Origin of the sequence: Paenibacillus sp. (assembly GCF_048976745.1) — a bacterium.
In the GTDB taxonomy this organism is placed as follows: Bacteria; Bacillota; Bacilli; order Paenibacillales; family Paenibacillaceae; genus Paenibacillus.
Genome location: NZ_JBHGUU010000024.1, coordinates 477,695 through 500,519 on the forward strand (window position 1 = coordinate 477,695; position 22,825 = coordinate 500,519).

Below are 22,825 nucleotides of genomic sequence, written 5' to 3' on the forward strand. Positions count from 1 at the left end.
CTCTTGTTAAGCGATATGAATAATAGCCATGATCCAACGTTATGGACTAACCTTCAATTAACAGTGATTCCGGGTCTTCCAGCAATTCTTTCACGGTCACAAGGAAACGTACAGCTTCACTGCCATCGATAATCCGGTGATCGTAGGACAACGCGATGTACATCATTGGACGGTTCTCCATCCGCTCTGCATCAATCGCCACTGGACGAAGCTGGATCTTATGCATCCCCAGAATACCCACTTGAGGCGTATTCAGAATTGGCGTAGATAACAAGGAACCAAATGTTCCACCATTGGTGATGGTGAATGTTCCACCTTGCAGATCAGATAACGCCAGTGTGTTGGAACGAGCTTTGGATGCCAGGTCCGCAATGCTCTTCTCGATCTCGGCAAATCCCAGACGATCGGCATCACGTACAACCGGTACAACCAATCCTTCCTTCGCAGATACGGCAATGCCGATATCATAATACTTTTTAAGCACAACATCTTCGCCATCAATCTCTGCGTTAATTGTAGGGAATTTTTTCAGAGCCCCCACAACCGCTTTGGTGAAGAAGGACATGAACCCCAGGTTAATCTCATGTTTCTCTTTGAACTTGTCCTTGCGGCGTTTACGTACATCCATGATTGCTGTCATATCTACTTCATTAAACGTAGTCAACATGGCTGCTGTCTGCTGAGCTTCTACCAGACGTTTGGCAATGGTCGCACGACGGCGAGACATCCGTTGACGCTCCACTGGTTTGGTATAGGTGGAACTTCCCGCAGCCGGGGCACTTGTTGGGGCCGCAGGAGCTTTATTTGCAGGTGGAGCAGCAGGAGCAGGAGCCTGATTGTTATGGCTCTTCACATCGTCCTGGTATACCCGTCCAATCGGATCTTTGCTCTGAACCTGATCCAACTCGATACCACGTTCACGTGCAAGCTTGCGAGCAGACGGTGAAGCTGTCTTGGCACTATCGGATGACTCCGGCGCCGCCGCAACAGGGGCTTGTGGTGTTGGAGCTTCAGGTGCAGGAGTAGCGGCCTTTTTCTCTTCAACTGCTGCCGGTTCGGAAGCGGGTACACCGCTTCCTCCTCCAGAACCAGCTGAGAGGGTACCGATCGTTTCACCGATCTCTACCGTCTCTCCTTCCTGACGAATGATCTTCTCCAGCACACCACTTTCCTCTGCGCTGATCTCAATATTTACTTTATCGGTTTCCAGTTCAAGAAGCACATCACCCTGATTAACCGTATCCCCTTCTTTAACCATCCATCTGGATACCGTTCCCTCAGTTATTGACTCACCCATTGCAGGTACTTTAATTTCACTCACAGCTGTTACCTCCCCAGTGGAATATTATTCTTCGTCGTTTGTTTCAACGCAGATGTAATAATCTGTTGCTGTTCCATACTATGCACAAGCTGATAACCGCTGGAAGGACTTGCATGTTCCGGACGACCTTCGTATCTAACGGTTGTGCCTTCCGGGGCGACTTCACGAAGACGAGGCTCCATATAAGTCCAGGCACCCATGTTTTTGTTTTCTTCCTGTACCCATACCAGTTCTTTCACATTGCTGAAACGTGCCAGTACACGTTTGATCTCTTCTGCCGGGAACGGATACAACTGTTCCACACGGATAATGTGAAGCCATGACCAATCTGCTTTATCTTTTTCAATAGCATCTTCCAGGTCGATGGCAATCTTGCCGCTGCACAAAATAATGCGCTCTACGCGATCTGGCTGAGTACCCAGTCCGGCTTGCTCAAGCACAAGCTCAAACTTGCCTTCACTGAATTCGACTGCCGGTGATGCAACACGCGGATTCCGAATGAGACTTTTCGGTGACATCATCACAAGTGGACGAGCGTCTTCCGTTTCAGTCAACGAAGCTTGGCGACGCAACAAGTGGAAGTACTGGGAAGCACTCGACAAATTGGCAACCGTCATATTGTCTTCTGCACAAAGCTGAAGGAAGCGTTCAAGACGGGCACTTGTATGCTCAGGTCCCTGACCTTCATTCGCATGTGGAAGCAACATCACCAGACTGGATTTTTGAGACCACTTGGCACGACCCGCGGATACAAACTGGTCAAAAATAACCTGTGCACAGTTGGCAAAATCCCCGAATTGAGCTTCCCAGATCACCAGTGTATCTGGTGAATATACGTTATATCCGTATTCGAATCCAACAACGGATTCTTCAGACAACGGACTGTTATAGATGGCAAAGGATGCTCTTGCCTGTGGCAAGTGATGCAATGGGCAGAACTTCGCTCCATTCTCCGAATCATGCAGTACCAGATTCCGATGAGCGAATGTAGCGCGCTCGGCATCCTGTCCACTAATCCGAATTGGCTTGCCATCTGCCAGAATCGTTGCAAATGCGAGTGTCTCCGCAAGGCTCCAATCCACTTTTTCCCCTTCGTTCAGAGAAGTGCTCCGGCGTTGCAAAATGCGCTGTAACTTCGGATACACGTTGAAGTTCTCAGGCCATTTCAGCAGGTCCGCATTAATGCTGCGCAGATTCTCCAATGGTACGGCAGTAGGCACAATCGTAACCGCTTCTGGCTCACTAATTTTCCGTTGGTAATATTCATGTACTTCATTTTTCTTCATCTGATCATAAGCTTCTTTTAATCTGTTCGTTACACCATCGCGAATGCTCGTGATGGACGCATCATCGATAACTGAATCCTGCTTCAACTGATCCTGATACAAGTGGCTTACCGTTGGATGGTTTTTCACCTTGTCATAAACGATAGGTTGAGTCGTTTCGGGATCATCGGTCTCATTATGGCCATAACGACGGTAACCGATCAAGTCGATCAGGAAATCCTTTTTGAAACGATTGCGATACTCTGCTGCCATACGAATGGCTGCAATACAAGCTTCCGGATTGTCTGCATTCACATGCACAATCGGAATTTCGTACCCTTTAGCAAGGTCACTTGCGTAGTACGTTGATCGGGAATCACTGCTATCTGTCGTGAAGCCCAGACGATTGTTGACGATAATATGGATGGTTCCGCCATTCTGATATCCTGGCAGAGCTTTGAAGTTAAGTGTCTCTGCAACGATCCCTTCTCCCGGGAATGCTGCATCACCGTGCATCAAAATGGTCGCTGCCTTTGTCACATCCTGCTTCGGATATCCAGGGTCACGACGGTCATCCTGAGCAGCACGTGCAAACCCCTGAACAACCGGATTGACGTATTCCAGATGGCTCGGGTTATTCGCCAGTGTAAGGCGAGCCTGTACAGTTTCCCCGTCTTTTACAAAACGGTTCGCACCCATATGATATTTGACATCCCCCGTCCAACCGTAGTTGATTCCAGTTGAACCTTCCGATGGAACCAAATCTTTATTCGGAGCATGATGGAATTCAGAGAAAATTTTGCTATACGGTTTGCCCAAAACATGAGCCAGTACATTTAACCGTCCACGGTGGGCCATCCCCATCAGAATGTGGCTTGATCCCGCTTCTGCCATAATGCGAACAGCTTCATCCAGCATAGGTACAAGCACATCGTTACCTTCGATGGAGAAACGTTTCTGTCCAACAAATGTTTTGTGAAGATAATCTTCAAATTGCTCAACTTCTACCAAACGTTCCAGCAAAGCTTTACGTTCTTGCGGCGTAAGCGGAGCTGGTGAAGTACGGGATTCCGCACGGCGATTCAACCACTCACGTTCTTGAACTTCGTGTACATGGCCGAATTCATAGGCCATCGGTCCAGTGTATATCTGACGCAAGCGTTGGATTGCATCCCATCCGGTTGCTGTCTGTCCATCTGCACCTTCCCAGATCAGGGAAGCAGGTAAAGCTTTAAGATCTTCTTCGTTTAATTCAAAATGCTGAGGCTCCAGCAAAGATGTATCTGTATCTTCACTGATTCCAAGCGGATCTATATCTGCAGCAAGATGACCATAGGTACGGATGTTCCATACCAGCTTACCCGCTGTAACCGCTTTCTGTAATAATTGAATGTCTACGTTCCCGGAAGCCGATTGGGCGTTACCGGAATTCGAGGTTGTGCGTGCATCCTTGCCAGACATCGGCGGTGCACCCCATTGTTCAAAAAGTTCACGATAGGCCGGTGTAACCGAACCAGGGTCTTGAGCAAATAATTCATATTGTTCCTGTACGTATCCCATATTGGGGCCATAGTAACTTTCCCAGGGCTTCTTGTTGCCTTCCACGATCGTCATCGACGTTCCCTCCGTCTTGATTTAGTCATAAGTTTTTGACGGAAATCATTGACTAAGCCGTAATTTGCGTTCGTTCAACATTTTAAGCTAAATTTTTCATGAAGTCCAATAATCGTGCTGTTGGTGGTAGTAACGTTAGTCCGACGCTCCCGTCAAGGTTTGTCTGCGTTTTCAAAATCAAAGTAAAACAATGATTATATATACCGTCGCACAGATGTCGAATACTGTCCTGATCCGTTCGAAGGTTACACTTTCTCCTCTTCTTCAAGTGAAGTCCGTGTTCTAATATCTATTCTATAAACTTTTACGCTCAGGAGCATTTCCTATTTTTAGCTCAATTGATGCATAAATTAGATGAATCGAATAAATCGAGCAATTTAGGTAGAACAGCGAACGCTGAATTACAACAAAATAGGCATACGATCTCCCATTTTACCTCCTTAATTGAATTGTGGTCCATTCTGTTCAAAAACAAACCGTCCAGTTAAACATTAACCAATTGACATCACATTCAACAAATAATTGGGAGTCTCTTCAGGAGACCAACTGAAAAAAGCTTACTCAGACACGAATTATCCGAGCAGCTTCTTTGGATTCAGTAAATACTTCTTATTTGTCTTCGACCTCTGTAACATCATCCAGATCTATGGCCAAGCGGATCATATCCACACAGCGGATACCCTCCTCAATAATCTCTTCCTCATAGTGCCTCACAAAGAAATCGCGGTCGACCCCGATAATGCGAAAACCGCAACGTTGATATAACTTCAATTGATGAAAGCTGGAGTTGCCCGTCCCAATCTCCAGAATCCGGCAGCCCAATCTGCGTGCTGCTTCCATCGCTTCCTTAATCATATGTTTGCCTACACCTTGTCCCTGCAGTTCTTCCTGTACGGCAATATTAACAATCTCCGCAGTCTCCGGACGAGTCTTGAGCAATACGAATTCCCCAACCATCTCTCCTTCATACTCTGCAATAAAACAAACACCCCGACTCAGGTACTCATCCACAATTGCTTTTGAAGGATCAGCCATCAATAAGAGTTCGTACGGTCTCTCTTCTTCCCAGTCCAAAATCCGGAACGACAATTTCATGCCAATCTCCACCTTTTCATCGTACAATAGTCATTTACGTCTTGTTTGCAGCAGCCTATGTATGGCGGATCCACAAATATATTACGCTTCATTTCAACAAACTAGTTTTCTCAATCTATTGAACACACACTATTACTCACAGACTAGTCATCTCCCATAAAAATAGTAACCTTCATTATATCATAATATCTGGATATAAATATATAGATATGGATGATACATTATGAGGCATTATTTTTATTTCAACCCAAGCTTAAATGCTCATGGATTAATTTCCATTCCCCATCAGGCCCAGCAACAAAGACATTTGTTGCCCGGCCCTTTCCATGAGCAGACTCTCCCTGATAAATTCCTTTCCAGTGATAGGTATAAATACATACGGCCTGATCTTTGCTAGTCGTAATCCACTTTACATCTTCAGCACTATACACTTCTTCCTTGACTGTTTCCCAAGCATTCTCAAAATAAGCCCGAATTTCATTAGGGGTAGTACAGGACGTTCCCGTAAACCAATAGACGGCATGTGGTGATAACCATTTGCTTACTTCATCAAACTGATGTGTATTCGTCGCCGCAATGTATCCTTGCAGGGCATGCTGATATCCCATCATTTTTCCTCCCTCTGACGTTTTATCTTATCGGATCTCACTCTGTTCAAGAACTGAATCACTATATACCATAAATGTCTCTTGCAGCGTACGTCCGGATGACTTCTCCCAGATCACACTCCGCTCAAACGTACCTTTTTGGAAAAAACGCGGGATACGTTCGGCAAACCAATCCTGCATAGGCAGCTCAAAAACCCGCTTCATAGGCACCCATAACAGTTCGCCTTCGGGCGGATATTGCAATAACTGACCTTCGAATGAAGTCGCCAGATAGTTAAATACCATGTACCGCAATCCTTGTTCGGGATCACAGAACTCATCAAGTCCTTTGTACGTAATCTCATTAACAGCTAAACCCGTCTCCTCCAGAACCTCCCGCACGGCACCATCCACGATGCTCTCCGGAAAGTCTACCTTCCCCCCAGGAGCAATGTATCCCGGAAAACCTTTGCGATCCGGCCGATTCATTAGTAACACCTGATCATTCATTTTGTCCCATACCATACACATTGTTAATATCTCTATTCTGGTGTCCATATTCGTCCTCCTGCTAATGTGCACTTCTCTGCTGTACACTAACATTTCTGGGAATAACCTGTGTTTTCCTGCTTTATTCCCACTCTGATTTATGCATACGAAAGGCGGACGCCCTGTACATCAGAAGCCCGCCTGTTTTTTGATATTCTATGCTGCTCGTTCCCCAAGCTTGGAGTTTCCAGTTATCCTTTCAATTCCGTAATCAACACCCGGCGTTCCTTCCATTCAGCCCGGCGATAAGCCTGTTGCATACCGAATTTGCGGATGCTTGCCTTTGGCACCGATTTATAAGGCAACACAACCGTAAAATCCTCATCAAACGGAAAAAAAGACAGGCCTACTTTTTCATTGGATAACCACTCTGCCTGAATCGGTTGCCTGGAACAGGCATCAAACGTACAACTGAGACCTTCTGCAAAAAAATCATAACGTTCAGCAGGTGTTCCAGGTTCCTCCATACAGAGAAACAGACTTAACTGATCACAAAACAACATGATTTCCACATCGCTTTGCAGCCTCTGTTTCAGTGCTTCAGCATCACCACCAAGTTGTTTCTCCCAATCCAACTGATGTTCACGTTCTTGGTTCAGGTATTCCCGGATGTCTTCATCATCCTGCGCATTGGCACCCAGATTTTTCTGAAACAGCTCCGTATACATCAAGCTGCACAATAATCCGGCGTAGAGGTTGTTCTGACGAACTTCTTCAATGCCTTTTTGATAGAATACAAAACGCGGACGCAATGGAAAGTCACGAAACGAATACGGCGATTGACTGTAATCATTCCAGAACGGAGACGAATCCAGTTCAATCCAGCCCCGGTCATGTTCTTTGGCCGCTAGAATCAATTCGTCCCGATGCGCAGAATCGGCTAATAATTCACTTTTCCAGTGGGAAGCCATCTCTCCGGCTACTATTCCATGCTCATGCTGTGCGGTCAAAACAAAATCATGCTCTCTCTCATATACGATCATTTGCTGTCACCCTTCCGCATGGTATACGTTGACTTTAACATAAATTGGGTTAAACTTTCCTATAAGTTGATTTTCGTACCCTTTGGACAAAAGACAATATGGAATGGTCCAATGTAAAGGTGTTGTCAGTTTCCTGAAATTTGGTACACTAAAGGTTGTGTCCACAATTATATTACATACAGAAAGCGGGATCTCATGAATTTATACTCTCCTTACATCGAGTTTAACCGCAAGGAATGGGCTGAACTTAAAGAACATCAGACCACTCTTCCACTGACGGAAGCCGAATTAGAACAGTTAAAGGGATTGAATGAAGAGGTATCGATTCAAGAAGTCGAAGATATATATTTGCCTCTGACCCACTTTATTGACCTATATGCAAGAGTTTCACGAGAGCTGAATCAACTGACGGCCTCCTTTATGAAAAAAGAAGCTCTCCCCACCCCCTACATCATTGGAATCGGGGGAAGTGTTGCCGTGGGCAAAAGTACAGCCGCTCGCTTGCTTCAGGCACTGCTCGCCAGAGGCAAGAATAAACCCAAGGTTGACCTGGTCACCACCGACGGTTTCTTATATCCCAACGCCGTCCTGCAAGAGAAGGGCATCATGAATCGCAAGGGATTCCCGGAAAGCTATGATATCAAATCCCTGATTCAATTCATGGGCGATGTGAAATCAGGCAAGCCCGAAGTGAAAGCACCGGTGTACTCTCATCTCGCCTACGATGTCATCCAAGGGGAAGAGAAGCAGATCTGTCAACCGGATATTCTCATTATTGAAGGTATCAATGTACTCCAGATCAAAAAAGAAACCCCTTTGCTGGTCAGTGATTTCTTCGATTTTTCCATCTACATCGATGCGGAAGAAGAGCATATACGACATTGGTACGTTGAGCGTTTCAAGCTGCTGCGCAATACAGCGTTCCAGAACACGGATTCCTTTTTCCATCAACGATTCGCCAATATTGATGAAGAAGAAACCGTGCGTACCGCCAAACAGATCTGGCAGGATATCAATGCGAAAAACCTGCATGAAAACATTTTGCCAACCAAAGGGCGTGCCAGACTGATTCTGAAAAAGGAAGCTGATCACTCCATTGGGCAGATTCAATTGCGCAAACTCTAGACAACAAGCGTGTACACCTTGATGTTGTATCTAATTACCCTTAAAAGGAGAGAAAAACACATTGCAAACCCTGATTATAATTGGCAGTATTATGATGTTTCTGGCTGTGGCTTTGGGTGCTTTTGGCGCACACGCGCTCAAACGCAAACTATCCGCTGACATGATCAAAATCTATGAAACCGGCGTTCAATATCACCTCATTCACGGACTTGGGATCATCCTGATCGGCTTGCTGGCAGACCGTCTCGAATCCTCTTCACTGGTTATGCTCGCCGGATGGCTGATGTTCGCTGGAATCATCCTGTTCTCGGGCAGCTTGTACGCTTTAAGTGTAACGGGTGTTCGCAAATTGGGAGCCATTACCCCACTTGGCGGAGTCGCATTTTTGGCTGGATGGGTTATGATCATAATTGCCGCATTATAAATATGCCTTGGATAAACGAAAAGAGTGTTCTGGCTGATGTACTATCGCTGGAGCACTCTTTTGTTGTTCAATCTGTCCAAATTCTTCGAATGGTGGGCAATCCCGCATCTGGCCGTTGTCGCTCCAGCACATACACATCCGGGTTAGAAAGCTTGGCCCACTCTTCATAGCCAAAGGATGGTTCATACTCCCGAATCAGCAGTGACAACAAGTTCCCATGGGTAACCACAGCCCCGTGCTGTTCCGGTCTGCTCCACAACTCTTCCAATAGTTCCAGTCCCCTTGCAGCTGCGTTTCTCGAAGATTCCCCGCCTTCTTCCACCCAATCCACATCATCGTATGTACGTTGCAGTACATCCATCCAGTCAGGCAGATCGAGTGAGCTAAGTACCCTCTCCTGGAGACGTTCATCCGTATGTATATGTTGCAACGTGGCTATGCCCAATGGCATAGCCGTCTGGACGGCTCTTTTCCATGGACTGGAGACAATATACGTTATGGCATGATGAGCCAAGATATCGGCAAGTTTCTCGGCCTGCCTGATCCCTTCATCGGTAAGCTCTGCATGCGGTTCCTGACCTGTGGCCCTGGCGTGACGGATAAGATAGATGGACTGCATAGCTATCACCTCCTATGGTGTTACCTACATGGAGTTCTTCTCAAGATATTGAAGTGCCCTGTACATCTTTTCCTGCTCTTCCGGTCGGCCAGTTGAACTGAGGAAAGTGACCTGTTCCCCTGTTCTGTCTCCATGCTGAGCCACCAGTCCAAGCCGCTGCTTCAGATGGTTCACCGTGCCTGTACTGCCATCAATAATCTGTATATGATCTGGCAGAACCGTGCGCAGAATGGACGTATAGAATGGATAATGCGTGCAACCCAGCACCACTGTGCCATACCGATGAAGATCGAGATCTGCCAACTTGAACCGGAAGTAATCAGCGATTTTATTGGGATCAAAATCCAGCCGTTCACACCATTCCACAAGTTCTGGCAGCGCAATGGAATCCACACTGTGGTGATCATCGACACGCGATACCAGTTCGTTATACTTGGTTTGGCTCAAGGTGAGGGCCGTGGCAAATACAAGCACTCTTTTTCCACTATCCCGATTCATCTCCACGGCTGGTTTCACCGCAGGCTCCATGCCAATAATCGGGATATCGTACTTGGCGCGCAGATCCTTCACAGCGAGACTTGTTGCTGTATTACAAGCAATCACGATGGCTTGAACATCCTCCCGAACGATGGCTTTCACACATTCAAAAATATGCCCTCTAACCTCATCCGCAGACTTGGTTCCATACGGGACATGCAATGTATCTGCATAATACAGAAACTGTTCTTCCGGAAACTGTTGTAATGCCTTATGCAACACGGTTAACCCACCGATGCCTGAATCAAAAAAAGCAATTTTCTTATTCAAGAATTTCACCTCTATAATGTATTCTTTCGGGTTCCAAGAACCTCTCAATGCTGCTCATGCTGACTGGAGGTGAGGTTTGTACTTCCGGCTCATCAGATACTATGGATGAGATGAACCATTATTCTACGTTCATTTTATACTGCCTGAGCCAGTCCTTGCCACTATGCCACGCCTCTACAGGGTTATGCTCCCCAAGCAGTTCAGTACTTGCCTGAGCCATAATCCATTCCTTCAGACCATTCTCAGGACTGGATTCGAGTTGCTGTAACAGGAGAATCCGTCCCGCCTCACCCGTATTCAGAATATCCTCGTAAGCCTCCCGGTTACCAGCAATGTAATCATTGGGATTGCTGCTGGTCAGGAGGACAGGGTCGCTAACCATCTGCTGCAGGTTGCTTTCAATGGTTGCTGATAATTCTTGTTCTTCCGTCTGAGTCGAACACGCGGCTACCGTCAGTGCAGTACATACGGATAACAAACCCAGAATCCGTCTTCTGCGATTCACTGTACCACTCCTTCAACAACGAGTTAACGCAACAGGTTGGTCTGTAATGCCTAAATCTCAGTCCCAGTTACAGAGCAAGTTCCCATTTTTCTTCGGTAAGCTCTTGGCCTGACAGAATCTGCTTACGGACTTCCATCACTTTAAAGCCGAAGGACTGATATAATATCCGCGCGCTGATTAAAGACGCATTGGTCCACAGGATCACAGACGTGTAGCCCTTTTCTTTTGCAAAAAGAACTGCCTGTTCGATAAGTTTCCGGCCCCACCCTGCACCACGCGCTTCCGGTTCGATCAGAAACCAGCGCAGTTGAGCCATATTTTCATTCACCTGAGTAAGTCCTATGGAACCGGAAGCTGTCTGATCTAACTCTACAACCCATAACATCTCCCTCGCGTGATTGCCTGAGCATCCAAACGAATTCACCGCATGGGTGATAAATTCAGCAAAGCTCTGATCATAATTATACTCGTTTCGATAGATTCGGATATGCGCTTCAATGACATACTGCAGATCCTTTTGTACGAAAGTGCGGATCATCAGACATCACAGCCTTTCCTCAACTCCACAGTTGTGATACTGAAATCCACACCGAACTGAATTAATCCCAGTTTACGGGCAACTTGCTGTGAAGCGAGATTATCCCAAGATGTACTGTAGATCGGTAGGTGTCCACGCTCCTTGACATCATGCTGCCAGCACTTTACTGTCTCCGCTGCATACCCGCGTCCCCTATAACCAGTTGCCGTATATAGACTCGCTTCCGCCCCATGATCGGAGAGCCTTGCAGAGCAGCATACTGCCACAGCAGAATCACCAATCACATAAGCGTAAACAGGCCATTTTTCATGCAAGTGATCTGTTAATTCAGGGAAATGCTCTGCCAGCAAATCACAGTGGTCCTGACCAATTCGTTGTACGTTCTGACTCCACTCGTCGGAGGTTTCAGGAAAAGCATACGCTGGCCCCATCCACACACGATGAACTGGCTCAAAGGTTCCCACCTTGCGAATCAGTTTGGGAATATCCAATGGAAGCTTGCATTCCTTCCCCAACTCATTCATTAGATCCGGCGGTAACTGCTCATGGTAATAGATGAGTGAACCGGCAGAAGCCATCCCAATAAAAATGGCTGGTGCCTGCCCACCACCCGGTTCGTTAATGCTTACTAGACGCTGTTGCTCGTTCATTGTATATAAGGTGCTCGCCTGTATTTTCAACATCTCCATAGACGACAGGTTCGATATTGGAACCATAACTATAACGTTAACCTTTGCAATAATCGTTTGCCTTCACTGCCTTGATCTGCTTCCTGCTGCTCTTTGTATGGTCCTGACATGGCATATCTGCACATCGTCTGCACCCCCTTAATAATTTCCATTATACGGGATTTCACTCGCACATACGAATCGATTTTGCATAATTGCGAATAAATCGCACACGCCACTCCTTACCTTTGTACCGCAGCTTGTTTCCATGCCTCACTGAGTTCTGCAATCGTTTCATACCGCTGGGACCGATCAGCATTCACCGCACGAATCACAACTTGATATAAAGCCTCTCCGGCATTCCATCTATCATATGAACGGTCTTTCTCCCCGCCCAGCAGCGCGAACGCCATGGCTCCCATATTGAATACATTGGTAATTGCATCTATGCGTTCGCCCAGTTCAAATTCCTCCGGAGACATAAAACGGGAAGACCCCCACATACGACCCATGGTATTGGTGAAAGAGCCCTTTCGATACAGATCGATATCGCAAATTTTCATGAAGCTTCTCTCAAAATCATAGATCAGACTGCCGTCATACAGATCCACAGCCACATAACCTCTCCGCTCCACTTCGATATGAAAATCAAGAATCTGCTCCATCGCGCCAATCCGCGTCTTCACCGGAAGTTGTCTGAACTGGTAGTATGGCGAACGAGGATCTTCATATTTGGCCGGAGGCGGAAACTTCCAGTGGTTATGGAGATTCTCTCCCTCCACCCAATCAAATACACAGACATACCCTTGGTCCGTTGCAAAGTGATCCGTTAGTCGAATCAACGTGTCATGCGCCAAATCTTCATAAACGGAAACAGAGGATTTCAGATTACGAATGGCTTCCGGGGGACTCCCTGTATGATTCGCATGAATGGTATGTGCTCCCGCATACTTTACGAACAATCTCTTGCCATCCTTTTGCACGATACCGAAGGAGAGATTACCTGAATCCTGCTGATCAAATACGCGAAATACCGTACCCATGGGCCGTAACCAATCCAAGGAATGAGCTTCTTTTAAAACAAACGAAACACCATCGATCTCAAGTTCAACCTGATCTGTCATAGGACTCCTCCTGTGGAGCCATCTTCAATGGATGTTGATTGCTCTGTATAGAAATAATTCATATGTGCCTCGTCATATCCGTGCCCGTTCACTTCCAGAGCGTTACGCTCAATGCCATACACTTCAAATCCATATTGTTCATATAAACGTCTTGCCGATTCATTCGTAGTTACCACACTCAGATTAATTTGCTTGATGCCTTCCAGATATCTTCCCCGTTCCAGGACTTCCTGGAGCAATCGCGATGCCAGACCGTTTCCCCGATATTGCGGAGTTACATAGACGCCCCAGATCATGCCTTTGTGCCTGAGCTTCAGACCATATTCCCTCTTGAAGCCCATCATTCCCGCGAGTGCTCCTTCTGTTGTATATGCCCCCAGAATATAATCATCGGGCTCGTTATGTATGCGTTCCTGTACTTCATTCATGGGGATCTGAATGGACAATTCGAAGGAAGCCCCGAAGGCTTCAGGATGCGTTTTGAGTGCTTCCAATCGAAAAGGCCAATATACGTCTGCTTCATCCCGGTGGATATTGCGAATGACATACCCATCCTGCGTATATCCCTCACTCATACTCAATCGCTCCCTGCATTTCATACGGATAATCGATCTGAAGTTTTACATTTGCCGCCGCTTCCTCACCTGCCAGAAGTCCCACAACATAGATCCCCAGATCAATGGACGTGGCTACTCCACCAGCAGTAATGACATTTCCATCTCGCACGATCCGGCTCTGGATCACCTCAGCGACATACGGCTGAAGCAGATCATATGTATACGGATGTGTCGTCGCTTTTTTACCAGACAAAAATCCAGCCGCACCCAGCAGAAGAGAGCCCGTACACACGGATACCTTCAAAGGAACACCCTCCGCTTGTTTCAACCAGCCTATGAACGCCTCGTCATACCGAAGCTTACGCGTTCCCATGCCCCCGGGGATAAATACAAGATCATACTCTGCCAGATCCGGCTTCACTCGATCGACCTTCAACGTTAAGCCAGACTCATCCGTGACCTGATCTGTCATGGCACAGGTTTCCCACGTCGTTCCTTTGGTTTGCTCAAAGAAATTCAACCGATTGATCACATCATAAAACCCTGCAAAATCAAGGAAAGTCAGTCCATCAAACAAAACGAATGCAATTTTCATTGGTAACCTCCGCTTTTTAATTTGGAGCATCCTGATTAAGTTTCTGATTCCGATCCCGTTCCATCGCTTCCTTCACCCAATCACGTTCCGGCAGCTTGCTGTTGATTCGAAAGAGCAGAACCACAATCGCAAGAAGTAAAATAATAACGATGAATTCGAAGATGGCTAATCCCTCCCTTTCGGAAATTATGCAATCGTGAATCGTACCTTATCTCTATTTTAGTCCACGGGCGATGATCCATTCCAGCCACTTCCACGGTAGCAATGCTTTACCTATGATCAGCACACGCGAGCCTTTACCCAGTGCATATCGGAGCTTTGGTGCACGCATCCTTGCAATTCGGCCGATCAGATCAGCTACCTCCTGTGGATCAGGTGCCGTCTCACTCGCATGTTTGGAATAACGAAGGACCGCATCCAGCTTATGCTTATACGGTGAGTCCTCGCTCCGGTGAATTTCCCCCAGACCCTTATTCCAGATCGGCGTGCGATAAGCGCCTGGTTCAACCAATACCACCCGAACGCCGAAGGAAGACATCTCATGCCGCAGACTTTCCGTAAATCCTTCCACAGCGAATTTGGAGGCAGCATAAGGTGCATATCCCGGAAAACCGGATAAACCGCTGACACTGGACAAGTTAACAATTAGCCCCTGCTTCTGCTCACGCATCACTGGCAAGACTGCACGCGTAACCGCAATTAATCCAAACAGATTCGTCTCCATCTGGCGCCGCCAGTTCTCCATCGATATTTCCTCAATGAACCCGCCAACTGCAAATCCTGCATTGTTCACCAGTATGTCGAGGCGCCCATAATTCAGAACAACTTTGGTTATAGCGGCTTGCACCGATTCCGAATCCGTAACATCCAACTGCTCATACACCAAACGTTCTGTTATGCCTGCCTCTCCTGCAAGTCTGACCAACTCTTCTCTTCGATTCAGGTCACGCATGGTGGCAACAACAAGGTATCCCTGCTTGGCAAGAGTAATGGCCGTTAACATACCGAAGCCACTGGATGTGCCTGTAATGAGAGCCACGGAATCATCATGTACACCAGATGTTGATAGTCTTTTTTTCTTTCTTTCTTCAATTCTATGTTCCTCTGTCTGCATCCGCTGCTGTCCATCTCCTATCTTGTATGTCACCACTGTCATTCAGTCACCTGCTCTTCCCCAATATTTTCTCACCAGCTCAATGAAGCTGTCTCTCTACTCTGCGTAGCTTGGTGACCCCTGGTTTGAACGTATACGGAACGAATCTCACCTCAGGCAAAGTACAATCCATCCTGTCGGCCAACTTGTTCAATTCCTGCAACACATCCGCCTGTACTTGCCCCAGTGCTGCATTTCCTCCAAGTCGTAGCGATACCTCTATCGTCCCGTCCCCACGTTGCACCACACGATAATGTTCAATATCCGGTGAAGCTGCAATGACGGCGCGGGTAACAAAATCCGGAAAGACAGATACCGGCACCCCCGTATGCAGTTGTGTAAAATAAAGCGTATCATCACAGCGGCCTTCAATCCGCTCAATAGCTGTAAACAGAGATCCGCAGGCACATGGCATCGCCGCTTCGGTCAGAATATCATTCAGCCGATACCGAATGATCGGTTGTGATGTTCTGGAGAAATCCGTAACAATGGGCACGAACCGCCGGGTGGCGGAATCAATGTACTCTTTTTCAATATGTACAATGTCTTCATTCAGATGCAGTGTGCCATAACGACAGGTCGCACCCAGGAACCCTTCTGTACACTGGTAAACCTGATGAACGGTCTGTCCAAAGACCTGCTCCAGCACCTTGCGATCCAGGCGGTCCAGTACCTCGGCAACCGAGATGATTTTGTCCGGTACAGCGGTCAATTGACCTGCCACATAGGCATCCGCCAACAGACGCAGCATGGATGGGGGAGCCACCCACACGGTAGGTTGGTACTCTTCCAATCGTCTCACCAAAGTCTCCACACGCTCCAGCAGATCAAAGTACTGGAACTGTAACTTACCGCGCTGTACCGATTCATACAGATTACTGTTGGCCCGCAGGAAAAATGCTATCTTCGCAGGTTTCCACAGTCCACCAGGCAGCAACTTGGCCAGCACCGTGCCTGTCCACGCATCCTGCTCCTGATCACTCACCAGAAATATCCCCCGGTTCCCTGACGTACCCGAGGACAATCCTACGGTCACTCCCTGAATGGAAGGTTTGAAGTTACGCGTTTCTTCACTTTCTCCTGCAAGAGCCAGCGCTTCGTCCTTGGTAATGCCCACCGTATTCAATGTATTGAAATGCTGCATCATGATTGATTTGTCAATCAACGGGAAGCTTCTCCATTCAGACGCATCCACGCCACCCCACCACTGCTGGTAAAACGGAGAGCGGGCACGGATCTGACGGACATGACGAATAATCCGGCGCTCTTGCCAGCGCTCCAGTTGTTCTCGCGTTTTCCATGTTCGCAGCCCACGTGCGAGTGCATAATGAACCACTATACGAAAGGTATTACTCATCGTTTCCGCCCTCCTGCACCCCAGGCGTCCAGTACATCTCGGCAGTGACTCGGCACAACCCGAATGTGGGGAAACCGCTGATGCAGCTGGACAAGCTTGTCAAAGTTACGGTGATATTCCTGTCGATCAGACATAATAATACCCGCAAGTATATTCGGTCTACGCTGTTCACGAAAAGCCCGACTCGACCACACTGCATCCGCACACAGGAAATAGTCATGTTCTTCTGTACGCAGCAGGAGTCCCATCATGCCTTCCGCATGACCGGATACATCCACCCCCAGCAGACTACCATCGCCGAATATATCATAGACCTCATCGTAAGGGAACGATTCTCCCGCTCTTGTCCACCGCTCCGGCTGACGCGTAACAGGCAAGGATCTGGCTACAAAATCTTCAGGCAACAACCCAGACAGATAACCTGCCTTCACAGCCGCAATCGGACCGAGTGAGCGCACAGCATCATAAGCTCTCGGCAGATAGATGAATTGTGCCTCCGGGAAATCCCGTACACCCGCGATGTGATCACCGTGAAAATGGGAGAGGATGATATACCGGATATCCGCAGCTTTCAGCCCAATCCCAGCCAAAAAATGAACGGCTCCATCCTCTTCACGATAAACCACCGGTGTAATATGACGATACAGTGCATTGGGCAGATGAGCCGTTTCCTTGAAAAAGCGGGAGCTATATCCCGTATCCAATAGGATCGGTCCATGTACGGGGTGAATGATGCAGGCAAATCCTGCCGGGAAAGGCACCGGTCTCAACCGACCACCGCGCAGCGTCAGAAACTCTGGATGTGTGCAGTAACCCGCCGCACCCAGATATAGTTCTACCGGAGTTGTTGTCAGCATGATTCAGCCCTCCACCAGTCTGCAAATTGTTGCAACCCCTCTTCAATGGACACCCGAGGGACGTACCCCAATCGCTCCCTTGCATCCGTAATATCCAATGTCTGTGGGATCGATAAGGAGCCCACGGTATACCGTGTCAACGCAGGTTCACCCAGCGCAGAAACAAAGCCATGAACACGCTCCAGCAATGCTGCCACGCCATATGCCATCCGATAAGGAATGTTAAGGCGACGCAGGGACATGTCCAGCATGCCAAACAAGGTGCTCACCAACTCATTAAACGCCCTCGGATCGCCATTGGAGATATTGTAAGCTCTGCCGAGCGCTTCGTCAGAGGCATCACGGCACAATAACAGGGCATCCACCACATTATCCACACATGTCAGATCAATTACAGCTTGTCCGCCACCAATCATGGGCACGCCTGATTTCGCGTTGGCTGCGACAATTCGGGGAAACAACGTCTGATCATACGGACCAAAGATGGCTCGCGGTCGAATCATGATCGACGGAAGTCCCTTTCTGTGCCCTTCCATGACGACCTGTTCAGCGAGAAGCTTCGTGGCTGCGTAATGATTGGCTGGTTTGGCTGGCAACGGATCATTCTCATGTACGTCATATCGCGGGTTGTAATTGAAATATACACTTGGCGTCGAGACATGTATAAATCGTTGTACCTCATTATGCAGGCAGCCATCTATGAGGTTTTGTGTCCCCTCTACATTACTGCTGTAAAAATCACGATATCGGCCCCATGGCGATGACAGAGCCGCACAGTGAAATACCACATCCTGCCCCGCACACGCTTCGCTTACTGCGGCCTCATCCTGTATATCTCCATTTAAGAATCGGATTCCTGCGGACTCAAGTTCTGTACCAACCTTGGATTGTCGGCCCATGCCCGTGACTTCCCATCCCTCTTTTACAAGCCGTATCGCGAGGTGCCTGCCCAGACATCCCGTAGCTCCTGTAACCAATGCTCTGTTCATTGTTGTTCACCGTTCCATTCTATGTCGTGAGTCAAAGCTTCAGTCAGCGAGATCTTCTGTGATCTTGCCAGACGCCAGGCGGCCAGCACCACCGCGAATTGTTCAAAGAAAGGCTGGATATCCTGCCTTAAATACACCACATCCCTCGCTCCACGCCAAGCAGCTATCCATGCACGGAACTTTCCTTTGCCGAAGATCTGCTGAACTCCGCTTCCCAGCATGGGAAGCATGAGCATGGCTTTGCTGCCCCCTGCGGGCGTGATCCATTTTCTTTCTTTGACCAACGTCTCCGGTTCTGTCAGTGCACGCACCAAGTCATCTCCGGGGTGAAACAGATGAATCCCGCTCGTTGCCCTTGGATTACACTCAATCGCGTACAGTTGCCCATCCTGACCTTCTATAAAATCAAACCCAATCTGTCCACTAAAAGCTGTTGCATGCACAAATTGTCTCACCCATGCAAGGGCACCTTCATGTTCCATCTGTTCAAAAAATACACTCGCTCCCACGCTACCCGTGCGATAGCGGCTATAGTACGTGGCGTGCGCAACCAGTTGCCCTTCGTGGGCTATGCTGTATGTACATAACATCTGACCAGGAATGTAGGCCTGTGCAACCCAAGGCGAAGCAAAGGATAACTGCCCATGTTCCGGAGGGTCGTTTCGTAAATATCGACGTTTGTTTTTACTTGCTTTTCCTTCCTGATCAGTTCCTGCGCCAGTGTCATCGGTCATGCGTGCTGGCATGCGAACTTTGGCGGCAAAGCGGGAATACACCGGTTTCCATACCCATTCTCCCACCGTTTCCAGAACAGCCTGAGCTTCCATCCATTCCTGCCGATTGTTGATCAGGCGTGTCTCCGGAACCGAAAGACCTAGTGAGCTTGCAAGCTGGATAAAATGATATTTATGGTGCAGCTCATGCAGCTGCTCCATAGTCGTAACCAGAACACGGCAATAAGCACGCAGTCTGTCTGCCCCTTGAGCCACATAGAAGACTTCTTCACACATGGGGATCAGCAGGTCGATCTGCCAATCCTGTGCCAACCGTTCCAGCCCCGCCAGATACGCAGATGTGTCTTGACGGGGCGGTGGGACCACAGCGCACTGTTCTACTGCACTGGATAATCTGGTCAGATGCCTTACAGCACTCTCCGCAACATAGACCCGATGGCCTGCCCGATGAAGCATGCGTGCCAGATCGAGCGTTACCGGAGCCCTTCCGCCTGTAAGAAGTACGTTGAGAGAAGCAGATGTACGCTGTCCAGTTTCCCCAGATCTAGTAGTCAAAGATGAGTCCTCCCAAGGATAATCCGGCAGCCGTGCCAATCATCAGCACCCGATCTCCCCGCTGAATGCGCTGCTGTCTAATCGCTTCATGCAGCCCCATCGGGATCGATGCTGCAATCGTGTTGCCGTGGTGTCGTGTGATATCCATGAATCGATCTTCAGCGATGCCAAGCTTCTTGCGGATCAATCTCATTGCCATGGCACTCCCCTGGTGGGGAATAACCAATTGAAAATCTTCCATCCGATTACCGGTTGCCTGTAACATATCGCTGGTGAATGCCGGCAGAAGTCTGGAAGCCATGCGAAAGATCGCTTGTCCATCCATATGAAATAGGTAAGGCTCAGGCTGATCTGCCTTGTAATTTGAAGCGTGCAGCCGTGTGCCTCCCCCTGCAATCTCCGAGAAACGCGCACCTCGGCTGTAAGTTCGAAGTGACGCATGCACGATCTGTGACGATGATCCTTCAGGTGAACGTTCAATAATGACGGCGGCCGCTCCATCTCCGAACAGGGCCGCACTTTCTTTATCAGACCAATTTAATCCGGCCGAGGCAATCTCAGTGGCAACAATCAGTACTCGTTGGTAACGACCAGCATCTACCATATAGGAGATCACATCGAGTCCGTTCAGGAAACTCAGGCAGGTTGCATCCATATCAAAGGCGGGGACGCCCGAATCTTGCTGCCCCATGGCCTGCTGGATAAATACCGCCGTACTTGGCAACGGTTGTTCCTTCGTGCCACTGGTGCACACCAGACAGTCGATATCCCCGAATTGCAATCCTGCATCCGCCAGTGCAGCTTCAGCAGCCCGCGCGCCCATGAAGGAGGAAGTCTCTTCACCCGAAGCATAATGCCGGACACCTACGCCAGTTGCTTTGCTGACCCAGCCCGCAGGCACGCCCAAGCGGCGATCCAGTTCCTCATCGGTGACTTCCTGTACAGGCAGGTACTTCCCTGTTCCCGCGATCCTTACTCTTCTAAGTTGCATTTCCCCAACCTCTTTCTGTTCATCTGACTGATTAAATGAAATTTACACCTCACCTCGAATGACGAAACGCCATTGGATAGAAGCCTTGGAATATATAATAAAAGGCAGATGCCTCTGCCCTTCCTGTTGTGTTTTATTATTTATACGGTGTGGTCAGTTCTTCTTATTCAAAATCTCGGCGAGTGCCTCATCTAGTGTTCCGTATGTGAATGTGAAGCCTTCCATCTCCAATCGCTCAGGAATGACCCAACGACTTTTGAGAACCAATTCCGTCTCGGTCTGAATGAAACGTGCACCCAGTTCAAGCATCCAGCGAGGAGAGGGCAATCCGATTCGAACACCCATCTGTTCTCTCAGGCTCGCCATCAGCTCCCGATTCGTCACCGGATGCGGAGAGGACGCATTGAACACACCATTTAAGTACGGATGCTCTTGCAAATAGATCACCATGCGGAACAAGTCTTCGATATGAATCCAGCTGAACTGCTGTGTTCCTGTGCCTTGAGATCCTCCCAGGCCAAAACGCACGAGGTTTGTCATGGGCACCATCACGCCGCCCTCGCCCAGCACAATGGCAATTCGCAGTGCAATCTGACGCGTAGACGGCAGACTGAATTCAAAGAAAGCCTGTTCCCACGCCTTGGCAACGTCGACTGAGAAGCCAGAGCCGATCTCGCCCTCTTTTTCCGTCATGGGACGATCTTCAGCATGTCTGTATATGGTCGCTGTACTCGAATTAATCCATAGTTCGGGAGGATGATTACAAGCCAGGATGGTTTCCCCAAGAATACGTGTTGTACGCGTTCTGGATTCCAGAATGACTTTGCGATTTTCATCCGTATAACGGCAGTTCACCGATTTGCCTGCCAGGTTAATCAACATCTCTGCTTTTTCCAGTGCCTCTATGATTCCAGCACGATCTTCCCAGGCAATATGACCGGGCTGACGCGAGATGATTAACACCTCATAACCCAGCTTCTTGAACCTTTGGGCAAAATCCTGTCCAACAAAACCCGTTCCACCAGCCAATACAACCTTCTTCACGGTATCCCCTCATTTCCCATACTGGGTAAAGATTTCGCAAGAAATAGATCAACATGTTTCTATACATGCAAAATACAGATATTAGATTAAACACCGCTGGTGACCCGTTGGTTTGATTTAATTGACCCCTAGGGATGCGTACAAGCGATCCCGCTCTTCGAGAGCCCAGGTATTTGCAGGGTTTTGTTCCAATTGATATCGGAGCTCATCATAAAAATCATGGATCATGAATCCTTCTGGCAAGTTGCCAAGCATGGCTGTAAAGTTATACTCTGGCAGTGTTTTCTTTCCTTCACTGATCTGCTTCAGCCAGTCCATCCACTTTGCAAGAGTGAGCACTTCCTCCTGCCATAACTCAGCCTGTAACCCAAGCACATCCTGAAACTGCTCGTACGCGAAAGGATCAATGAAGGTCCGGCAAGCCTGAACAGCCAGTTCATACAACTCGGTCACGGCAAGACGTACCTCATGCTCAAGTTCGACCTCTAATCCTCCCATATAATCATTAACCTGAATGCTCTGTCCATCATCATATAGTAGCGGGGCTTGGGCCAACAGGCGTACAATCTCTTCCATCTCGTGCATTGAAACTCGCTTCTGCGCATAGAGCGCAGGTAATTGATATGCTGTAATGATCATTCACTCCTACATCGTTCTTCTATTAATGACCTATATTATAACATGGTTTGGCAATCATCTATCAGGATAACTTGACTATCCACTACAACTTGTAGTAGTTTATATGTACTACGTAGTGTAGTAATACAAT

24 protein-coding genes are annotated in these 22,825 nt (G+C 48.1%); 2 read left to right on the top strand and 22 right to left on the bottom strand.

What is annotated here, in order from left to right:
- Positions 1 to 46 precede the first annotated feature (46 nt).
- From odhB to ACE3K2_RS28040, 6 genes are all read right to left on the bottom strand, one after another.
- On the bottom strand, positions 47 to 1,321 hold the full coding sequence (odhB, locus tag ACE3K2_RS28015; RefSeq protein ID WP_421897840.1) for a 2-oxoglutarate dehydrogenase complex dihydrolipoyllysine-residue succinyltransferase: 1,275 nt from the start codon (positions 1,319 to 1,321) through the stop codon (positions 47 to 49).
- Positions 1,322 to 1,326: 5 nt separating this feature from the next.
- Positions 1,327 to 4,200 carry a 2-oxoglutarate dehydrogenase E1 component gene (locus tag ACE3K2_RS28020; protein WP_421897842.1) on the bottom strand — a complete coding sequence of 958 codons (2,874 nt, stop codon included), beginning with the start codon at positions 4,198 to 4,200 and terminating at the stop codon, positions 1,327 to 1,329.
- Between the two features lie 609 nt (positions 4,201 to 4,809).
- Positions 4,810 to 5,295 (bottom strand): GNAT family N-acetyltransferase, encoded by a 486-nt coding sequence (locus tag ACE3K2_RS28025; protein WP_421897845.1) that lies wholly within the window; start codon positions 5,293 to 5,295, stop codon positions 4,810 to 4,812.
- Between the two features lie 242 nt (positions 5,296 to 5,537).
- Positions 5,538 to 5,903, bottom strand: a complete 366-nt coding sequence (locus ACE3K2_RS28030) for a YybH family protein (protein WP_421898513.1) — start codon at positions 5,901 to 5,903, stop codon at positions 5,538 to 5,540.
- 27 nt (positions 5,904 to 5,930) lie between these two features.
- Positions 5,931 to 6,440, bottom strand: a complete 510-nt coding sequence (locus ACE3K2_RS28035; protein WP_421897848.1) for an 8-oxo-dGTP diphosphatase — start codon at positions 6,438 to 6,440, stop codon at positions 5,931 to 5,933.
- 182 nt (positions 6,441 to 6,622) lie between these two features.
- Positions 6,623 to 7,414, bottom strand: a complete 792-nt coding sequence (locus tag ACE3K2_RS28040) for a DUF3891 family protein (protein WP_421897851.1) — start codon at positions 7,412 to 7,414, stop codon at positions 6,623 to 6,625.
- 195 nt (positions 7,415 to 7,609) lie between these two features.
- Between ACE3K2_RS28040 and coaA the strand changes: the two genes are divergently transcribed.
- Together coaA and ACE3K2_RS28050 are read left to right on the top strand one after the other, a co-directional pair.
- On the top strand, positions 7,610 to 8,539 hold the full coding sequence (coaA, locus tag ACE3K2_RS28045; protein WP_421897854.1) for a type I pantothenate kinase: 930 nt from the start codon (positions 7,610 to 7,612) through the stop codon (positions 8,537 to 8,539).
- Between the two features lie 61 nt (positions 8,540 to 8,600).
- Entirely contained in the window at positions 8,601 to 8,963 is a 363-nt protein-coding gene (locus ACE3K2_RS28050; RefSeq protein WP_421897856.1) for a DUF423 domain-containing protein, read from the top strand.
- A gap of 67 nt (positions 8,964 to 9,030) precedes the next feature.
- On the opposite strand, the gene ACE3K2_RS28055 is transcribed toward ACE3K2_RS28050, so the two are convergent.
- From ACE3K2_RS28055 to ACE3K2_RS28130, 16 genes are all read right to left on the bottom strand, one after another.
- The gene (locus tag ACE3K2_RS28055; protein WP_421897859.1) at positions 9,031 to 9,582 is read right to left on the bottom strand and encodes a histidine phosphatase family protein; all 552 of its coding nucleotides are present in this window, start codon (positions 9,580 to 9,582) and stop codon (positions 9,031 to 9,033) included.
- Between the two features lie 24 nt (positions 9,583 to 9,606).
- Complete coding sequence (gene murI / locus ACE3K2_RS28060; protein WP_421897862.1) at positions 9,607 to 10,389, bottom strand: glutamate racemase; 783 nt, start codon at positions 10,387 to 10,389, stop codon at positions 9,607 to 9,609.
- Positions 10,390 to 10,507: 118 nt separating this feature from the next.
- Positions 10,508 to 10,894, bottom strand: coding sequence for a hypothetical protein (locus ACE3K2_RS28065; RefSeq protein WP_421897865.1), 387 nt, complete (start codon positions 10,892 to 10,894; stop codon positions 10,508 to 10,510).
- Between the two features lie 67 nt (positions 10,895 to 10,961).
- Positions 10,962 to 11,432, bottom strand: a complete 471-nt coding sequence (locus ACE3K2_RS28070) for a GNAT family N-acetyltransferase (RefSeq protein WP_421897868.1) — start codon at positions 11,430 to 11,432, stop codon at positions 10,962 to 10,964.
- On the bottom strand, positions 11,432 to 12,082 hold the full coding sequence (locus tag ACE3K2_RS28075; RefSeq protein ID WP_421897871.1) for a GNAT family N-acetyltransferase: 651 nt from the start codon (positions 12,080 to 12,082) through the stop codon (positions 11,432 to 11,434). The genes ACE3K2_RS28070 and ACE3K2_RS28075 overlap by 1 nt, the downstream gene beginning before the upstream one ends.
- Before the next feature lie 260 nt (positions 12,083 to 12,342).
- A complete protein-coding gene (locus ACE3K2_RS28080) occupies positions 12,343 to 13,224 on the bottom strand; it encodes a protein kinase domain-containing protein (RefSeq protein ID WP_421897874.1) in 882 nt (293 codons plus the stop codon).
- Positions 13,221 to 13,799 carry a GNAT family N-acetyltransferase gene (locus ACE3K2_RS28085; protein WP_421897877.1) on the bottom strand — a complete coding sequence of 193 codons (579 nt, stop codon included), beginning with the start codon at positions 13,797 to 13,799 and terminating at the stop codon, positions 13,221 to 13,223. Before ACE3K2_RS28085 ends, ACE3K2_RS28080 begins: the two co-directional genes overlap by 4 nt.
- A complete protein-coding gene (locus ACE3K2_RS28090) occupies positions 13,792 to 14,376 on the bottom strand; it encodes a DJ-1/PfpI family protein (protein WP_421897880.1) in 585 nt (194 codons plus the stop codon). The genes ACE3K2_RS28085 and ACE3K2_RS28090 overlap by 8 nt, the downstream gene beginning before the upstream one ends.
- Before the next feature lie 214 nt (positions 14,377 to 14,590).
- On the bottom strand, positions 14,591 to 15,532 hold the full coding sequence (locus tag ACE3K2_RS28095; protein ID WP_421897882.1) for an SDR family oxidoreductase: 942 nt from the start codon (positions 15,530 to 15,532) through the stop codon (positions 14,591 to 14,593).
- Between the two features lie 37 nt (positions 15,533 to 15,569).
- Positions 15,570 to 16,886, bottom strand: coding sequence for a F390 synthetase-related protein (locus ACE3K2_RS28100; RefSeq protein ID WP_421897885.1), 1,317 nt, complete (start codon positions 16,884 to 16,886; stop codon positions 15,570 to 15,572).
- Positions 16,883 to 17,743, bottom strand: a complete 861-nt coding sequence (locus tag ACE3K2_RS28105; RefSeq protein ID WP_421897887.1) for an MBL fold metallo-hydrolase — start codon at positions 17,741 to 17,743, stop codon at positions 16,883 to 16,885. The genes ACE3K2_RS28100 and ACE3K2_RS28105 overlap by 4 nt, the downstream gene beginning before the upstream one ends.
- Entirely contained in the window at positions 17,737 to 18,732 is a 996-nt protein-coding gene (locus tag ACE3K2_RS28110; protein ID WP_421897890.1) for an NAD-dependent epimerase/dehydratase family protein, read from the bottom strand. Before ACE3K2_RS28110 ends, ACE3K2_RS28105 begins: the two co-directional genes overlap by 7 nt.
- A complete protein-coding gene (locus tag ACE3K2_RS28115) occupies positions 18,729 to 20,021 on the bottom strand; it encodes an ATP-grasp domain-containing protein (protein WP_421897893.1) in 1,293 nt (430 codons plus the stop codon). The genes ACE3K2_RS28110 and ACE3K2_RS28115 overlap by 4 nt, the downstream gene beginning before the upstream one ends.
- Positions 20,011 to 21,012 (bottom strand): beta-ketoacyl-ACP synthase III, encoded by a 1,002-nt coding sequence (locus ACE3K2_RS28120; RefSeq protein WP_421897896.1) that lies wholly within the window; start codon positions 21,010 to 21,012, stop codon positions 20,011 to 20,013. The genes ACE3K2_RS28115 and ACE3K2_RS28120 overlap by 11 nt, the downstream gene beginning before the upstream one ends.
- A gap of 153 nt (positions 21,013 to 21,165) precedes the next feature.
- Positions 21,166 to 22,056 carry a TIGR01777 family oxidoreductase gene (locus tag ACE3K2_RS28125; RefSeq protein WP_421897899.1) on the bottom strand — a complete coding sequence of 297 codons (891 nt, stop codon included), beginning with the start codon at positions 22,054 to 22,056 and terminating at the stop codon, positions 21,166 to 21,168.
- 117 nt (positions 22,057 to 22,173) lie between these two features.
- A complete protein-coding gene (locus tag ACE3K2_RS28130; protein WP_421897901.1) occupies positions 22,174 to 22,695 on the bottom strand; it encodes a hypothetical protein in 522 nt (173 codons plus the stop codon).
- Between the last annotated feature and the right edge of the window lie 130 nt (positions 22,696 to 22,825).

Excerpts from the sequence above, each read along its gene's own strand:
- ACE3K2_RS28020 (WP_421897842.1), bottom strand. The coding sequence starts at position 4,200 with ATGACGATCGTGGAAGGCAACAAGAAGCCCTGGGAAAGTTACTATGGC.
- ACE3K2_RS28025 (WP_421897845.1), bottom strand. The coding sequence starts at position 5,295 with ATGAAATTGTCGTTCCGGATTTTGGACTGGGAAGAAGAGAGACCGTAC.
- ACE3K2_RS28030 (WP_421898513.1), bottom strand. The coding sequence starts at position 5,903 with ATGGGATATCAGCATGCCCTGCAAGGATACATTGCGGCGACGAATACA.
- ACE3K2_RS28035 (WP_421897848.1), bottom strand. The coding sequence starts at position 6,440 with ATGGACACCAGAATAGAGATATTAACAATGTGTATGGTATGGGACAAA.
- ACE3K2_RS28040 (WP_421897851.1), bottom strand. The coding sequence starts at position 7,414 with ATGATCGTATATGAGAGAGAGCATGATTTTGTTTTGACCGCACAGCAT.
- coaA (WP_421897854.1), top strand. The coding sequence starts at position 7,610 with ATGAATTTATACTCTCCTTACATCGAGTTTAACCGCAAGGAATGGGCT.
- ACE3K2_RS28055 (WP_421897859.1), bottom strand. The coding sequence starts at position 9,582 with ATGCAGTCCATCTATCTTATCCGTCACGCCAGGGCCACAGGTCAGGAA.
- ACE3K2_RS28070 (WP_421897868.1), bottom strand. The coding sequence starts at position 11,432 with ATGATCCGCACTTTCGTACAAAAGGATCTGCAGTATGTCATTGAAGCG.
- ACE3K2_RS28075 (WP_421897871.1), bottom strand. The coding sequence starts at position 12,082 with ATGAACGAGCAACAGCGTCTAGTAAGCATTAACGAACCGGGTGGTGGG.
- ACE3K2_RS28080 (WP_421897874.1), bottom strand. The coding sequence starts at position 13,224 with ATGACAGATCAGGTTGAACTTGAGATCGATGGTGTTTCGTTTGTTTTA.
- ACE3K2_RS28085 (WP_421897877.1), bottom strand. The coding sequence starts at position 13,799 with ATGAGTGAGGGATATACGCAGGATGGGTATGTCATTCGCAATATCCAC.
- ACE3K2_RS28090 (WP_421897880.1), bottom strand. The coding sequence starts at position 14,376 with ATGAAAATTGCATTCGTTTTGTTTGATGGACTGACTTTCCTTGATTTT.
- ACE3K2_RS28095 (WP_421897882.1), bottom strand. The coding sequence starts at position 15,532 with ATGACAGTGGTGACATACAAGATAGGAGATGGACAGCAGCGGATGCAG.
- ACE3K2_RS28100 (WP_421897885.1), bottom strand. The coding sequence starts at position 16,886 with ATGAGTAATACCTTTCGTATAGTGGTTCATTATGCACTCGCACGTGGG.
- ACE3K2_RS28105 (WP_421897887.1), bottom strand. The coding sequence starts at position 17,743 with ATGCTGACAACAACTCCGGTAGAACTATATCTGGGTGCGGCGGGTTAC.
- ACE3K2_RS28110 (WP_421897890.1), bottom strand. The coding sequence starts at position 18,732 with ATGAACAGAGCATTGGTTACAGGAGCTACGGGATGTCTGGGCAGGCAC.
- ACE3K2_RS28120 (WP_421897896.1), bottom strand. The coding sequence starts at position 21,012 with ATGCAACTTAGAAGAGTAAGGATCGCGGGAACAGGGAAGTACCTGCCT.
- ACE3K2_RS28130 (WP_421897901.1), bottom strand. The coding sequence starts at position 22,695 with ATGATCATTACAGCATATCAATTACCTGCGCTCTATGCGCAGAAGCGA.